Here is a 15436-nt window from a genome sequence, read left to right as displayed (position 1 = left end):
GCGCCTCCGGTTACTCGATGACGGTGATTCCCAGCTCTTCCAGCTGTGCGTCGTCCACGGTGTTCGGTGCATCACTTACCAGGCACTGGGCGTTCTGGTTCTTAGGGAAGGCCATAACCTCCCGGATGCTTTCCTCACCGGTCAGAAGCATGATCATCCGGTCCAGGCCGTAAGCCAGACCCGCATGCGGCGGTGTGCCGTACTTGAAGGCCTCCAACAGGAATCCGAATTTCCGCTGGCTCTCTTCCTTGGAGATACCCAGAATGTCGAACATCTTCTGCTGCAGCGCCCGGTCATGGATACGAACACTGCCGCCGCCCATTTCCACGCCGTTGAGGACGATGTCATACGCATCTGCCTTCACCGCCAGCGGATCCGTGTCGAGGAGAGGAATATCTTCCTCCTTCGGATGGGTGAACGGATGATGCATCGCCGTAATCTCCCCTTCTTCGTTCTTTTCGAACATCGGGAAATCCACAACCCACAGCAGATTGAATTTCGTGTTGTCCAGAAGTCCCAGAATACCAGCGATCCGGCGGCGCAGGAAACCCAGGCTGTCAAATACCACTTTCGGCTGGTCCGCCACGATCAGAATCAGATCCTGCGGCTTCGCATCAAACACGGAAGCAATTTCTGCGAATTCTTCCTGTGTGAAGAACTTGTTGACTGAGGACTTGAAGCCGTCCTCCTCCACGCGGATCCACACCACGCCCCGGGCGCCGTACGCCTTCGTCTCTTCCGTCAGCTTATCAATGTTTTTCCGGCTGAATTCCGGGGAGCCGCCGTCAATGCAGATGCCTCTCACATCGCCGCCCTGATCCAGAGCATCCCGGAACACCTTGAACTCCGTGCCCTTCACGGCTTTCGTGTCGTTGAGGCACTTCAATTCGAAACCGAATCTTGTATCCGGCTTGTCCGATCCGTACCGCTCCATTGCTTCGTCGTAGCGGATGCGCGGCAGCGGCAGTGAAATTTCCACTCCCATCATTTCCCGGAAGAGTTTCTGCAGGAAACCCTCCTGAATGGCGATGACATCGTCCTGATCCACGAAGGACATTTCCAGATCCATCTGGGTGAATTCCGGCTGACGGTCCGCTCTCAGGTCCTCATCCCGGAAACACTTCACGATCTGGAAGTACCGGTCCGTGCCGCCCACCATCAGGAGCTGCTTGAACAGCTGCGGAGACTGAGGCAGTGCGTAGAAGTGACCCTTATTCACCCGGCTCGGAACCAGGTAGTCTCTGGCCCCCTCCGGTGTGGAACGAACCAGCATCGGGGTTTCCACCTCTGTGAATCCCTGCTGGTCGAAATAATCCCGGGCCAGCTTGCAGACGTTGTGCCGGAAGGTCAGATTCCGCTGCATCTTCAGTTTCCGGAGATCCAGATAGCGGTACTTCAGTCTGAGATTCATATCGACGTTGTCGTCGTCCTTGATGTAGATCGGCGGTGTCTCTGCAGCGGAGTACAGCACCAGATCGGTGGCCAGTACCTCGATGTCACCGGTAGGCAGATCCGGGTTCTTGGAAGAACGTTCTCTCACCGTTCCGGAGACGCCGATTACGTATTCACTTCGCAGCGACTCCGCCAGCTGAAAGGTCTCTTCCGGAATTGTGTCGTCAAAAACGATCTGCGTGATTCCGGTCTTGTCCCTCAGGTCTGCAAAAATCAGACTGCCGAGACTTCTCTGCTTGGCGACCCAGCCGTTGAGTGTGACTGTTTCGCCGATATTCTCCTTCGTGAGAACACCGCACATGTGGGTTCTCTTCAATAACTTGGACATGATTGCTCCTTCATATCAGTAATAACTTCTATTATTTATCCGGCAGGATCGGGCAGAGTCCGGCGGGCACCCCCGCCGGGAAATGTCTAACAGCCCAGATTCTCCCGGATGGTGTCGATCAGATCTTCCAGACGGACTTCCTGCTGTGCATGGGCATCCATGTCCTTCAGCTGGACAATCCCCTTCTCGATTTCCTCATCGCCGATCATGACGGTGTACTTCGCATGAAGACGGTTCGCATACTTGAACTGTCCCTTCACCTTCCGGGCCAGTGTATCCATTTCCCCCCGCACGCCGGCCTGTCTCAGCCGGTGCAGAATGGACAGGCCTTCCCGCTTCGCCTGATCCCCCATAAACGCGATGAACACGTCCGTCCGGTCCGGCTCCGGGATCACATAACCATTCTCCTCCATCAGAAGCAGAAGACGCTCGATGCCAAGACCGAATCCGACCCCCGGCACCTCCGGCCCGCCGATTTCCTCAATCAGGTGATCATACCGGCCGCCGCCGCACACGGTGGACTGGGCGCCGATGCCCGTGGACACAAACTCGAAGGCCGTCTTCGTGTAATAATCCAGCCCCCGGACAATCAGCGGGTTGACAGTGTATTCCATCCCCATGGCGTCCAGATTCGCCTTCAGATCCTCGAAAGCGGTCCGGCAGCTGTCGCACAGGTTGTCAATCATCATCGGTGCGCCTTCTGCAATCTGCTGGTCGATTTCCGACTTACTGTCCAGAATCCGCATCGGATTCCGGTCGAACCGGTCTTTCGACGTCTCCGACAGTTCGTCGAAACGGGGCCGCAGGAAATCCTGCAGCTTCTTCCGGTAACGGGCCCTGCATTCCGGGCAGCCCACACTGTTGATCTCCAGGCGGGTATTCTTCACACCCATCTCCTGCAGAAAATCACCGGCAAAACAGATCACCTCCGCATCGGACAGCATGTCCGGGGTGCCGAAAACCTCAATGCCGAACTGATGGAATTCTCTCAGACGTCCCGCCTGCGGCTTCTCATACCGGAAGCACGGCGTCTCATAGAACATTTTCACCGGCTGCACTTCTGCGAACAGCTTATTCTCCACAAACGCCCGGACTGCCGGAGAAGTCCCCTCCGGTTTCAGCGTCAGACTCCGGTGTCCCCGGTCATCGAAGGTGTACATTTCCTTCTCCACAATGTCCGTGGAATCGCCCACGCCCCGGTTGAACAGTTCCGTGTGTTCGAACATCGGTGTCCGGATCTCCCGGAAGCCGTACTTTTCGCACATGGCTCTGAATTTCTTTTCTACAAACTGCCATTTATAAATTTGATCCGGCAGTATATCCTTCGTTCCTCTCGGTGCTGCTGTCAGCATGATGCCTCCTGTTTCCTTATTCGTGTTCTATGAAAAATCCCTCGTCCTTACGCCGGCACATCTCATCGATCCGATCGATGTACTGTGTGTAATTTGTCACATTCGGGACTCTCACCAGCTTATTCATGGACGGGTAATACAACTTCGAAATACCCCCCGCCCCCAGCGCCAGAATGCTCTGATGCTCGTCCATAATCCGGACATTGTACAGATTCGCCAGATCATCCCGGCAGTATCCGGTGTTTTCGAAGTACCCGGCCATATGCTTCTGCCTGTAAAGATAATACGGCAAAAAACCGGCATCTTCAAGCATCCGACGGCTGTCCGCCAGCATTTCCGCCACAATGTCCGCCACCCGGTAATGATAGCTCCGGTCGATGCCGATCAGCCGGGAGGCCTTCTTCACCGCCAGCGTATGGACGGTGATATTGTTCGCCCCCAGATCCAGCACCGTTTCCAGGGTCTTCCGGAAGTCCTCCGGCTGTTCCCCCGGCAGGCCGGTGATGAGATCCGCATTGATCACGTCGAAATCCCGTTCCTTCGCCATGCTGAAGGCCCGGACGATATCCTCCGGCGAGTGGCTTCTGCCGATCCGGTCCAGGGTCTCCTGCTTCATGGACTGGGGATTGATGCTGATCCGGTTCACGTTGTGCTGTTTCAGCACGTCCAGTTTCTCCCCGGTAATCGTGTCCGGCCGCCCCGCTTCCACGGTGAATTCCCGCAGGCTGCCCGGGTCGAAGGACGCTTCGCAGGCGGACAAAAGCTCATCCAGCTGCCGTTCGTTCAAAGTAGTCGGTGTGCCGCCGCCGATATAGACAGATTCCGGCAGGAGATTCTGCTCCTTCATCTTCTCTCCGCAGAACCGGATCTCCCGGAGCAGCGCCGGAAGATACCGGGCCACTTCCTCATCCGGAACCTGGTTGGAGGCGAAGGAACAGTACAGACACCGGGTCGGACAGAACGGAATGCCGATGTAGATCCCGATCTCGTTCTTCCGGGGCTCCCCGCACACCTTCTCCTGGTACTCGTACATGGATGTGATCAATTCCGCCTTCTCCGCCGTCAGAAAATATTCTTTCTGAAGACGGGCCCGGACCAGGTCCATGCTGCCCATCTCATGGTACAGCTCTCCGGCCAGTTTCACCGGACGGACACCGGTCAGGATGCCCCAGTCCGGCCGCTTCCCTGTCAGCGCACTGAGATCCCGGAAAATCTCCCGCTTGATCTCATCCCGGTCGTCGGAACCCTGCAGGTTGATATGAAGGCACTCATCATTCCGGACGCCGTCGTCCTCCACCACTTCATACCGGTCCGGCGGAAGGAATTCATCGATGAGCTCCTTCATCAGTTGTATTTTCGGATAATCATGTATCTTGATTTTCATAGTATGCCTTCTGCGTTTTCTGTTTCAGTGTCTTCCGGCCTTCTTACGGTACCCGCTGCGGCATCCGCCGCCTTACATCCGGGCGAAGGGATTGTGCCTCTTCTCGAAGCCGATGGTGGTACCGTCCATATGCCCCGGCTCCACCACGGTATCTTCTGGCAGAAGAAACAGCACATCATGAAGAGACTTCAGAATCTCCTCGTAACTGCCTCCCGGAAAATCCGTCCTGCCGATGCTGCCGTGGAACAGGGTGTCACCCGGGAAACAGACATTTCCCACCACAATGGCCTGGCCCCCCGGCGTATGCCCCGGGGTCAGCAGGAAACGGATCTCCATATTTCCGATCCGCATGGTTTCCCCGTCCTCCACATAGCGGTCACACTTCACCGTAATCGGTTTCCCGTTAATCAGCACCGAAGAATTCTTCGTGGGATTCATCAGGAATTCCTTCTCCACGATGTTGGCCACCACCTGAATATCCGGATAATGCTCCCGGAATGCTTCAATGCCCCCGATATGATCCCCGTGGCCGTGGGTCAGCAGAATATACCCCACATGAAGGCCTTTCTCTTCGGCCAGCTCACAGAGTTTCTCAGAGAATCCGCCCGGATCCACGATGAACGCCTCCTTCGTCTCGTCGTACACGAGGTAAGTGTTCACCGCCAGCGGGCCTGTGTGAAATTTCCTGTATTCCATATGATTTATTCTCTCCTGTTATGACTTCGTTCGGTAGAAATTCTCTACCCCCGGAATTTCCCGCAGGGTCCGGGTGATTTTCCCGATCTGATCGGTGCCGGTAATGGACAGGGTCAGTTCCAGGCGCAGCATGCCGTCGCTGGAAGTCTTTCCGTTCAATCCCTCGATGTTGACATCCATCTCATCACAGGCCCGGGAAATTTCTGCCATAAGGCCCCGCCGGTCATGGCTGATCAGCATGAATTCGGCGGCATATTCCTTCCCCGGCTCCGGTTCTTCCCACTCCACCGGGATCAGCCGGGCCCGCTCGGACTCCGGCAGGGAGACAATATTGGTGCAGTCCGTCCGGTGAACGGAAATCCCTCTGCCCTTTGTAATAAAACCGATAATGTCATCCCCCGGCACCGGCGTGCAGCACCGGGCCACATGAATCATCAGGTTGTCCGTGCCCTTCACGGTAATGCCGGCGTCGCCGCTGCTGCGCTTCTTCCCGTTCCGGTTGACGTTCTTCGCCTTCTTCAGCAGCTCGTCTTCCTTCTCCTGCTTTCTTCTGAGTTCCTGCTTCTGATCGTCCTCATACTGATCAAACAGGAGTTTCGCAAATTTACTCAGAATGGTGCCGCCCTGGGAGATCTGCTTGTAGGCATCATCCAGGTCGATGAAATTGAGCTTCTTCACCGCCTTGTTCAGGTAATTGTTCCGGATAATCAGCTGAGGGTCGAGGTTCCGGCGGCGGACGAACTTGTCCAGCGCATCCTTTCCCTTCGCCACATCATCCCCTTTGTTCTGACGCTTCAGGAACTGACGGATCTTCGTTCTGGCCTGGGGACTTTTCACGATCTTCAGCCAGTCGATGCTCGGTCCGGAGGAATTGGAGGAAGTGACGATCTCGACGATATCACCGCTCTTCAGTTCATGGTCGATGGTGACCATCTTTCCGTTCACCTTCGCACCGATGCACTTGCATCCCACATCGGTGTGAACCTTGAAAGCGAAGTCCAGGGGCGTGGATCCCGCCGGCAGCTCCATGACTTCCCCCTTCGGAGTGAAGACAAACACCTTGGAGGAGAAGAGATCCATCTTCAGCGTCTCCATGAACTCGTTCGGGTCCTTCAGGTCCTTCTGCCATTCCAGGGTCTGACGGAGCCAGGCCAGTTTCATATCATCCCGGTCCGCACCTCCGCTGGTGTCTCCGGTTTTATATTTCCAGTGGGCAGCGATACCGTATTCCGCCACCCGGTGCATCTCGAAAGTCCGGATCTGTATTTCAAATGGAACACCGTTTTCTCCCAGCACAGTGGTGTGCAGTGACTGGTACATATTCGGCTTCGGCATGGCGATATAGTCCTTGAACCGGCCCGGAATCGGTTTCCACATGGTGTGCACCTGACCCAGCACAGCGTAGCAGTCCCGGACAGTCTTCACGATCACCCGGACGGCGATCAGGTCGAAGATCTCATCCAGCTGCTTGTGCTGGTTCATCATTTTCTTATATATACTGTAGAGCTGCTTGGAGCGGCCCGTGATTTCGTAATCCATATCCAGCAGATCCAGGGAGGACCGGATGTCATCCATGACTTTTCCGATGAACTGTTCCCGTTCTGCTTTCTTCGCACTGACTTCCCTCTCCAGTTTCGCATAGGCTTCCGGATGAAGATATTTCAGTGCAATGTTCTCCAGTTCATTCTTCACGGTATAGATACCGAGACGGTCCGCCAGCGGGGCATAAATCTCCAGAGTCTCTCTCGATTTCTCCACAACCTTTTCCGGTTTCATGAATTCGATGGTCCGCATGTTGTGCAGACGGTCCGCCAGCTTGATAATCAGAACGCGGATGTCCTTGGACATAGCCAGGAACATTTTCCGAAGGCTCTCCGCATGAGCCACTTCTTTCGAGTCGAACTTCAGTCCGCTCAGTTTCGTAACACCGTCCACGAGAAGCGCCACTTCTTCGCCAAAATCTTCCACCAGCTGTTCTCTGGTGTAAGCCGTGTCTTCCACCACATCATGAAGAAGACCGCCCACCAGTGTCTCATCGTCCATCCCCAGCTGGGCGAGGATGACTGCCACGGCGATCGGGTGAATCAGGTACGGCTCCCCGCTCTTTCTGAGCTGCCCCGCATGCAGACTCTTCGCCAGATCATATGCGCGGCCGATCAGTTCGGTGTCGTAATTCTTGTATTGCAGGATTTCGTCGAGAAATTTCGCTTTCGTTTTCATCGGCACTCCTCGGTTACAACCGATTCTTACAGTTAGAGCGGATGCCCCGGCGAATGCCGGGGCGTCCGATTTCATTTCTATTAGGGCAAACGGACCGAAAGGGACCGCACCGCTTCTTACTTCTTCTTCGACTTCTTATGTCTCGGTTTCTTCTTCGGCGCCGAATTCTTCACCGGTGCTCCCTTGGAAGCATTCTGTTCTTCTGCCTTCTCCTCCAGCTGCTTCTGCGCTTTCTTCTGGGCCTTCTTCGCCTCGATGCGCTCCTTCGCCTTCTGCTGCTGCTGATACCGGGAACGCTCCGCAGAACGGTTGAACTCATAGTACAGCGGCGAGCAGAGGAAGATGGATGAGTAAGTACCGCAGAGCACACCCACCATCAGCGGCAGAACGAACTGAGCCAGCGTTCCGGAAACCATGACGAGCAGCGGAATGATCGAAACCACTGTGGTCAGGGACGTCATGATAGAACGGTTCAGCGTCTGGTTGATACTTGTATCCAGCACTTCTCCCACCGGCGTATTTCTCATAATGTGACGATTCTCCCGGACACGGTCGAAGATAACGATGGTGTCGTTGATGGAGTAACCGACAATCGTCAGGATTGCGGCGATGAACGGGTTGTTCACAGTAACACCGAAAATCGCATAGAATGCGATCATCACCAGTACGTCATGACCGATGCCGGCGATGGCCGCTACACCGTACTTCCAGGTCTTGAACCGGAAGATAATATACAGCAGCATGAAGAACGCAGCGATCAGAATCGACTTGATCGCATTGTTGCGGATCTCCTTTCCGACAGTTGCACCGAATTCCTGGGAAGAAATGATGGACTTCTCTCCCAGGCCGTAGGCGCTGCGGAGCTTGTCCGTAACCGCTTTCCGCTGCGGTGTTGTCAGACCTTTCGTTGTCTTGATGATGACATTCTTCTGTCCCTCACCGGAATACACGATGGAAGGATCCAGCTTGAATTCGCTGATGGTCTTCTCCACCTTCGGGATGGAAACCTTCTGTCCCATATTCATCTCAATGGATGTGCCGCCGGTGAAGTCAATGCCGTAATTGAATCCCCGTACACCGAGGAAGACCAGTCCGCACAGGATCACTGCTGCACTGGCGCAGTAGAAGATCTTCCGATGCTGTATGAAGCGGAACTGCTTCTTCACGAAGTTCCGCGGCGTACCGTCGTTGTTGCATCCGAAGAAGCGGTACCGGGCGAACTTGCTTTCCGCCAGCGTTCCCACCATGATCTGGGAAATGACAACGGCGGTGAAAATAGATGCAAGGATACTGATCATCAGCGTGACAGCGAATCCCTTAACCGTTGTGGAGCCCAGCTGATACAGCACGATCGTGGCAATCAGCGTGGTGATCTGAGAATCCAGCACGGTGGTCAGCGCATGCTTGAATCCGGTGCTCACCGCCACCCGGATCGAACGTCCCTGACCGATTTCTTCCTTGATACGGGAGAAAATAATGACGTTGGCGTCCACGGCCATACCGATACCGAGAACGATACCGGCGATACCCGGCAGCGTCAGAACAGCACCCATGCCGGCCATCACCCAGAGTACAATCAGAACGTACAGCGCCAGCGCCACGTCTGCGATGAGGCCCAGCACATTATACATGAACAGCATCAGCAGGAAGACCAGGCCGAGGCCGATGGCGCCTGCCACAATGGACTTGTCCAGCGCATTCGCACCGATGGATGCGGACTCAACAGAAGACTGTGCTTCCGTCAGGGATACCGGCAGTGCGCCGCCCCGGATCAGAGCCGCCGTCTGGGATGCTTCCTCTTCACTGAAGCCACCGTTTCTCGTGATCTCACAGGAATCATTGTCGATCTTCTCCCGGACCGTCGGGGCCGTCAGGATGTCGTCATCCAGCTTGATAACGATTGCCGTCGGATCCACCTTCTGCCCGCGCTCTTCCACAGTAGCATTTACATTGCCGGATGCGGCTCTCTCGGTTGCCTGCGCGAACTTGGACTGGCCGGCGCCAGTAAATTTCATCGTGATCTTGTAGCCGCCGTTCTGGCTGTCCACTGCTGCCGCGGCGTTCTTCACGTCGCTTCCGGACAACACTTCCGTCCCGTCCGCCAGAGTGAACTTCAGCTTCGCTGTCTTGCCGATCCGTTTGATCGCCGTGTCTGCGTCTTTCACACCCGGCATCTCAATCCGGAGACGGTTGGTTCCCTCGATGGAAACCGTCGCTTCGGAAATACCCATGGCATTGACACGCTTGTTGATAACCTCCCGTGTCTGCTCCATGACGGTCTTCGTCTTCGAAGGGCTCATCCCCTTCGTATCCGCCTGCATAACGACGAAAACACCGCCGTTGATGTCCAGACCATAATTCAGTGTGTCCTTGATTTTCTTCACAGGACCCATGCCGAAGATCGAAGCGCACCATCCGAGGATGACGACAGCAATAATGACGACACTCAATACTTTTCTAACTTGTGACTTCATAATGCTCCTTCAATTTTCTGAAATAACGAACAATAAATTATTTAAAATCATACCCGTATATAATACTACGAAAGATGTTGGCATTCAAGTGTTCCGGGGGATTTCACCCGTTCTCTCCGGGACAAAAAGAACGCCGCACCTTCCGGTGCGGCGCCCCTGCTCGTTCGCCTATTTCTCTTCCTTCTCTGCCGGCTGTTCCGGTGTCTGCGCTTCTTCGTCTTCCTTCTTCTTCAGAATGCGGATGGAATTCTTCTTTCCGTTCTTCTCCTCTTCCGCCTTCTCTTCTCTGGAAGCAGCACTCTTCTTCTCAGAAGCCTTCTCTCCGGCGCCGAGAACCGTGGATACGGACCACTTCATCACTTCGAACTTCACCTTGTCTGCGCCAACAGCGATGACCAGAGATTCCTCTCTGACTTTCACAACCTTGCCGACGATGCCGCCGATCGTAATAATGTCGTCCCCCACCTTGATCGCGTTGCGCATCTCCTGGGTTTCCTTGTCCTTCTTCCGCTGCGGGCGGATCATGAAAAAGTACATGATGACAATGAAAACGATGAGAATGCCGAAGGACATGAAACCACCCGTCGCATTAGACTGTGCCTTCGCAAGCAGAATACTCTGATTCAACATTACTTTCCTCCTCTAATGAAAATGAAAATGCCGGCGATGGGGGTCGAACCCATACGGTGTTGCCACCACAGGATTTTGAATCCTGCACGTCTGCCAATTCCATCACGCCGGCAGAATGACCTGATTGAAAAGGATAAAAAAAATGGTGCGGCTGACTGGATTTGAACCAGCACGGTTACCCATACGGCCCTCAACCGTACGCGTCTGCCAATTCCGCCACAGCCGCACGACAGGATGTCATGCATCCGCTGCCAAAACACTGTGTGCTCAGCAACAACACTATCACTATACCCTGACCTCAGCGGTTTGTCAAACCCTTTCCCTGATGTTCTTCCAGAAGTGCATCAATCTGACGCTGAAGTCCCGGGAGATCTCCGGAATTATCGATCACCCGGTCTGCCCGCCGGCGCTTCTCCGCCTCCGGCATCTGGCTTTCCATCCGGGCAATCACCTGCTCACGGTCCGCACCGTCCCGTTTTATCACCCGCCGGATGCGGATTTCCCGCTCCGCTGTGACATACCAGACCTGGTCACACATTACCTCCGATCCGGTCTCATACAGCAGCGGCACATCCAGAAACAGGACAGACGCCTCTCCCGCTTCCCGGAAAGCCCGGATCCTGTCCCCGGCGATTTCCTTCACCTTCACAGTGACAATAGACTGCAGCAGGCGGTTCTTCGACGGATCATGGAAAACGATCTCTGCCAGTTTCCTCCGGTTCAGATCACCCCCCGATGTGAAAATCCCGCTGCCGAAGGCCGCCCCCAGTTCCTTCAGAATCGGGCTCCCCGCTCCGGTGAGCTGACGGGAAATCCCGTCAGCATCAATGATTTCATACCCCAGGCTGCGTAGATAATTCGAGACCGTGGACTTCCCGCTGCCGATTCCTCCTGTTATTCCGATTACATCCATATTCTATGATCCTTCTTCTCTGGTTCTTGGTCCCTAATCCTTCAGTTCGTACCAGGATTTTCCCTGATTCATATCCACCAGAAGCGCCACCTTCATTTCGGCCGCCTGTTCCATGCACTCCCGAAGCAGGGTCTTCACCTGTTCTTCTTCTCCTTCGGCAGTCTGAATGATCAGCTCGTCGTGAATCTGCAGCACCAGGCGGGAGGAAAGATTCTCCCGGCGGATTCGTTCATACACCCGGATCATCGCGATCTTGATAATATCCGCCGCCGTCCCCTGGATCGGACTGTTCATCGCCAGTCTTTCTCCCAGATTCCGGGTCATGAAATTCGGGGACTGAATTTCCCGTATATAACGCCGCCGCCCGAACAGCGTCCGAGCATATCCCTTCTCCCGGCAGGACTGAATCGCTTCATCCATGAACGCCTTCACCTTCGGATGCTTGGCGAAATAGTCGTCAATGTACTGCTCCGCCTGCTTTCGGGTCACATGAATCTCTTCAGACAGTCCGAATCCGCTCATGCCGTAAATCACGCCGAAATTCACCGCTTTCGCCCGGCTCCGGTCTTCGGAAGTAACTTCGTTATACGCCTTGTTGAACACCCTGGCCGCTGTAGTCCGGTGAATATCCTCACCGTTATTGAAGGCGCCGATCAGATTCTCATCTCCTGAGAGATGGGCCAGGATCCGAAGCTCAATCTGGGAATAGTCGGCACCGATGAATTCATATCCTGTTCCGGCGACGAATGCCTTCCTGAGCTGCCGCCCCAGGGCCTGCCGAACCGGGATATTCTGCAGATTCGGCTCTGTGCAGCTCAGACGTCCCGTTGCCGCCACAGTCTGCTGGAAATGGGCACGAATTCTTCCGTCCGGCCCGATCAGAGGTCTCAGTCCTTCCACATAAGTGCTCCGCAGTTTCGTCAGCGTCCGGTACTGCAGAATCAGACGGACGACCGGATACTTCGGACGGAGTTTCTCCAGCACATCCGCACTGGTGCTGTATCCCCTCTTCGTCTTCTTTCCGGCCGGCAGTCCCAGCTTTTCGAAGAGAATATCCCCCAGCTGCTTCGGGGAATTGATGTTGAAAACTTCCCCGCAGAGTTCGTAAATTCCTTCTTCCAGTCCGTCCACTTCGGCGGAGAGTGCCTCTCCGATTCGTTCCAGCACATCAGACTGTGCCTGAATCCCCACCGCTTTCATGGAAGCCAGCACGGCGATCAGCGGAAATTCGATCTCTTCGGCCAGTTTCTGAAGACCCGGATCCTCCGCCAGTGCTTTCTCCTGTCTCTTCCGGATCCGGCAAAGCGCCCGGCAGAGGACGAATCCGTAATCGGCATATGCCTCATCCGAGGAGCCGAAGAGATCGGTCTGTCCGGATGCTTCCCGGAATGCCTCCTCCGTCTGCAGCTCTGCATGAAGATACTGGACCGAGAGGACCGAAGGAGAATAATCCGACCGGGACGGATCCAGCACATATTCCGCCACCTGTGTGTCAAAGGCCGTCACCGGATGGTCCATTCCCTTTCGCAGAAGCGTATAATAATCCGAAACCAGATCGGAGCCCGTGAACCGGAAGTTCTTCTCGTTGAACAGCCGGATTAACATCTCTTCCCGCTCCGGCGCACCGTCAAAGGACACATACCAGTATTCCTTCCCCGCCAGAAGGGCCGCACCGTGATCCAGGGGCGGATTCACATGATCGTGATTGCCGAACACCTTCAGAACCACCTCGGTCCCCGGCTCCAGCTTCTCCAGCAACTTCAGATCCTCGTCCGTTCGGATCAGGTGACGGAGGAAGGCGGATTCCTCCGCCTCTTCCTCTTCTTCCGCTCCGGCACCGGTGATCATTCCCATCTCCGTGAAACGCTTCAGGAAACGGCTGAATTCCAGTTTCGTGAACAGGTCCATCAGCTTCCCGCTGTCCGGCTCCCCGATTTTCAGATCCGCCGGCGATACATCCAGCGGTACATTCGTCCTGATTTCCGCCAGTTTCCTGCTCATGAGAGCCAGCTGAGCGTTTTCCTCCACTTTTTGACGCAGCTTCGCCCCGGAAATCTCATCTGTATGGGCCAGCAGATTCTCCACCGAGCCGAACTGCTTCAGCAGCTTGATCCCCGTCTTCTCACCGACCCCCGGAATCCCCGGCAGATTGTCCGACTGGTCGCCCATGAGACCCTTCAGATCAATGAACTGCTCTGGTGTGAGTTCATATCGCTCTTTCATCTTCTCCGGATCATACAGATCGAACTCCGAAATACCCTTCCGGGTGATCAGTACATGGGTTCTATCGGACGTCAGCTGCAGCGCATCCTTGTCCCCGGTGATAATCAGCGGCTCCAGGCCCTCTGCCTCACTCATCTTCGCAACGGTGCCGATGATATCATCCGCCTCGAAACCGTCTGTTTCCAGATTCCTGATTCCCATGGCTCCCAGGATCTCCTTCATAACCGGCATTTCCATGGCCAGTTCCGCCGGCATTTTCCGCCGCCCCGCCTTGTACTCGTCGTACGCTTCATGCCGGAAGGTGGGCGTCTTCCGGTCCCATGCCACCGCCATGTATCCCGGATCATAATCATCGAAGATCTTCAGCAGCATATTCAGGAATCCGAAGATTCCCTGGGTATACATGCCCTCCTTCGTAATCATCGGGCGCTGCATGGCATAGTACGCACGGTTGATCAGACTGTTTCCGTCAATTATGACGATCCGGTTCTCCATAGAAATCCTTTCCGCTTCGGGATCCGTATCCCTGTACTCAAAAAACCCGCCCGCCTTCCGGCAGACGGGTTCCCCGTTTCGTGAAAAAATGGCCCGAAATCACCGTCAGAGCCTAATTGACGCCTATCGTGATGATAGGTGGGTACCCTGTCTGCGCACCGCGTCTTCCGTCCGGGACGGCATGACAATCCTCGCAGAACTTCGGGTTCCCGTTAATGAGCTGTAGGTTCAATTAACAGCCCTTAACGCATGTTCCAGGTCAGTTATCATTATATATGACGTTTCCTGATAATACAATATTGACAAAAAAAGAATTGCGGTTCCACCGTCATTCCCCTGCTCCCCGGGGCGAGAGGGCTGATTTTCATCCGGGGCGGACAAAAAAAGCGGGGCCGCCGCCGAACGAAGAAAATCAATCGTCCGGCAGGCAGCCCCTCTGTAATCGTCCGGATTAGTCTTCCAGCTCCTGTACGTCCACCGCACAGTTCGTATGCACTTTCTGGACGTCGTCGTTATCTTCCAGCGCATCCAGCAGCTTCTTCAACTTCCGCTGATCCTTCTCGTCCGGCGTGCTTTCCATGGACGGAACCTGCTCCACTTCCGACTCCACCAGTTCGTATCCGGCTTTTCTCAGCGCGTCATCCACGTCGTTATATGCAGACGGATCTGTCTGGATTTCGAAACTGTCTTCATGTGTGATCATGTCATCCGCACCGGCTTCCAGTGCCGTTTCCATCAGCTCGTCCTCGTCGATGTCATCGGTCTTCTCGATTACGATGACGCCCTTCCGGGAGAACATATAGGAAACACATCCCGGCGTGCCCACATTTCCGCCGTGCTTGTCGAACATGGATTTCACCGCAGAAGTCGTCCGGTTCGTGTTGTCTGTCAGGCACTCAACGATGACCGCCACGCCGCCGGCGCCGTATCCTTCGAATGTCAGCTCTTCATAAGAAGCTCCTTCCAGTTCACCGGTACCTTTCTTGATCGCACGGTCGATGTTCGCATTCGGCATACCGATGCTCTTCGCCTTTTCGATCGCTGTACGGAGGCTCGCATTGTAATTCGGGTCACCGCCGTCCTTCGCGGCTACGATGATCGCCTTCGCATACTTCGTGAACATAGCAGCTCTCTTAGAGTCCTGAGCAGCCTTTCTTCCTGCAATTGTACCGTGTCTTCCCATGGAAACACCCTTCCTTCTTCAGATATGATTCAAATTGATTAATTGTGCATATACAACTTGCTAATTATAACGCCAAGAGAGGTGAT

The 15436-nt window shown here is 54.9% G+C and carries 10 protein-coding genes, 2 tRNA genes and 1 other RNA gene; all 13 read right to left on the bottom strand.

Translation table 11 applies throughout. The annotated features are described in order from the left end of the window. Positions 1-10 precede the first annotated feature (10 nt). The gene (gene aspS, locus BLQ24_RS00330; protein WP_090161390.1) at positions 11-1780 is read right to left on the bottom strand and encodes an aspartate--tRNA ligase; all 1770 of its coding nucleotides are present in this window, start codon (positions 1778-1780) and stop codon (positions 11-13) included. A gap of 86 nt (positions 1781-1866) precedes the next feature. Beyond that, positions 1867-3132, bottom strand: coding sequence for a histidine--tRNA ligase (hisS, locus tag BLQ24_RS00325; RefSeq protein WP_090161388.1), 1266 nt, complete (start codon positions 3130-3132; stop codon positions 1867-1869). Between the two features lie 16 nt (positions 3133-3148). Beyond that, positions 3149-4516, bottom strand: coding sequence for a coproporphyrinogen dehydrogenase HemZ (hemZ, locus tag BLQ24_RS00320; protein WP_090161385.1), 1368 nt, complete (start codon positions 4514-4516; stop codon positions 3149-3151). Positions 4517-4588: 72 nt separating this feature from the next. Next, complete coding sequence (locus tag BLQ24_RS00315; RefSeq protein WP_090161382.1) at positions 4589-5212, bottom strand: MBL fold metallo-hydrolase; 624 nt, start codon at positions 5210-5212, stop codon at positions 4589-4591. An 18-nt stretch (positions 5213-5230) separates the two neighbouring features. Then, complete coding sequence (locus BLQ24_RS00310; RefSeq protein WP_090161379.1) at positions 5231-7432, bottom strand: RelA/SpoT family protein; 2202 nt, start codon at positions 7430-7432, stop codon at positions 5231-5233. A gap of 116 nt (positions 7433-7548) precedes the next feature. After that, positions 7549-9906 carry a protein translocase subunit SecD gene (secD, locus tag BLQ24_RS00305; RefSeq protein ID WP_090161376.1) on the bottom strand — a complete coding sequence of 786 codons (2358 nt, stop codon included), beginning with the start codon at positions 9904-9906 and terminating at the stop codon, positions 7549-7551. Between the two features lie 168 nt (positions 9907-10074). After that, positions 10075-10536 carry a preprotein translocase subunit YajC gene (gene yajC, locus BLQ24_RS00300; RefSeq protein ID WP_242869532.1) on the bottom strand — a complete coding sequence of 154 codons (462 nt, stop codon included), beginning with the start codon at positions 10534-10536 and terminating at the stop codon, positions 10075-10077. Between the two features lie 28 nt (positions 10537-10564). Further along, positions 10565-10648: transfer RNA gene (locus tag BLQ24_RS00295), tRNA-Leu, on the bottom strand. Between the two features lie 31 nt (positions 10649-10679). Further along, positions 10680-10762, bottom strand: a tRNA-Leu gene (locus BLQ24_RS00290). Between the two features lie 72 nt (positions 10763-10834). Then, positions 10835-11449 carry a dephospho-CoA kinase gene (gene coaE, locus BLQ24_RS00285; protein WP_090161373.1) on the bottom strand — a complete coding sequence of 205 codons (615 nt, stop codon included), beginning with the start codon at positions 11447-11449 and terminating at the stop codon, positions 10835-10837. Positions 11450-11482: 33 nt separating this feature from the next. Further along, a complete protein-coding gene (gene polA, locus BLQ24_RS00280; RefSeq protein ID WP_090161369.1) occupies positions 11483-14167 on the bottom strand; it encodes a DNA polymerase I in 2685 nt (894 codons plus the stop codon). 86 nt (positions 14168-14253) lie between these two features. Continuing rightward, a non-coding RNA gene (gene ssrS / locus BLQ24_RS00275) (6S RNA) lies at positions 14254-14431 on the bottom strand. Between the two features lie 187 nt (positions 14432-14618). After that, positions 14619-15350 (bottom strand): YebC/PmpR family DNA-binding transcriptional regulator, encoded by a 732-nt coding sequence (locus tag BLQ24_RS00270; protein ID WP_090161366.1) that lies wholly within the window; start codon positions 15348-15350, stop codon positions 14619-14621. Positions 15351-15436: the final 86 nt, after the last annotated feature.

Origin of the sequence: Eubacterium pyruvativorans (genome assembly GCF_900102225.1) — a bacterium.
Classification (GTDB): domain Bacteria; phylum Bacillota; class Clostridia; order Peptostreptococcales; family Anaerovoracaceae; genus Aminicella; species Aminicella pyruvativorans.
The sequence above is the reverse complement of the archived record's forward strand: the minus strand, read 5'-3'. Positions and strand labels throughout refer to the sequence as shown.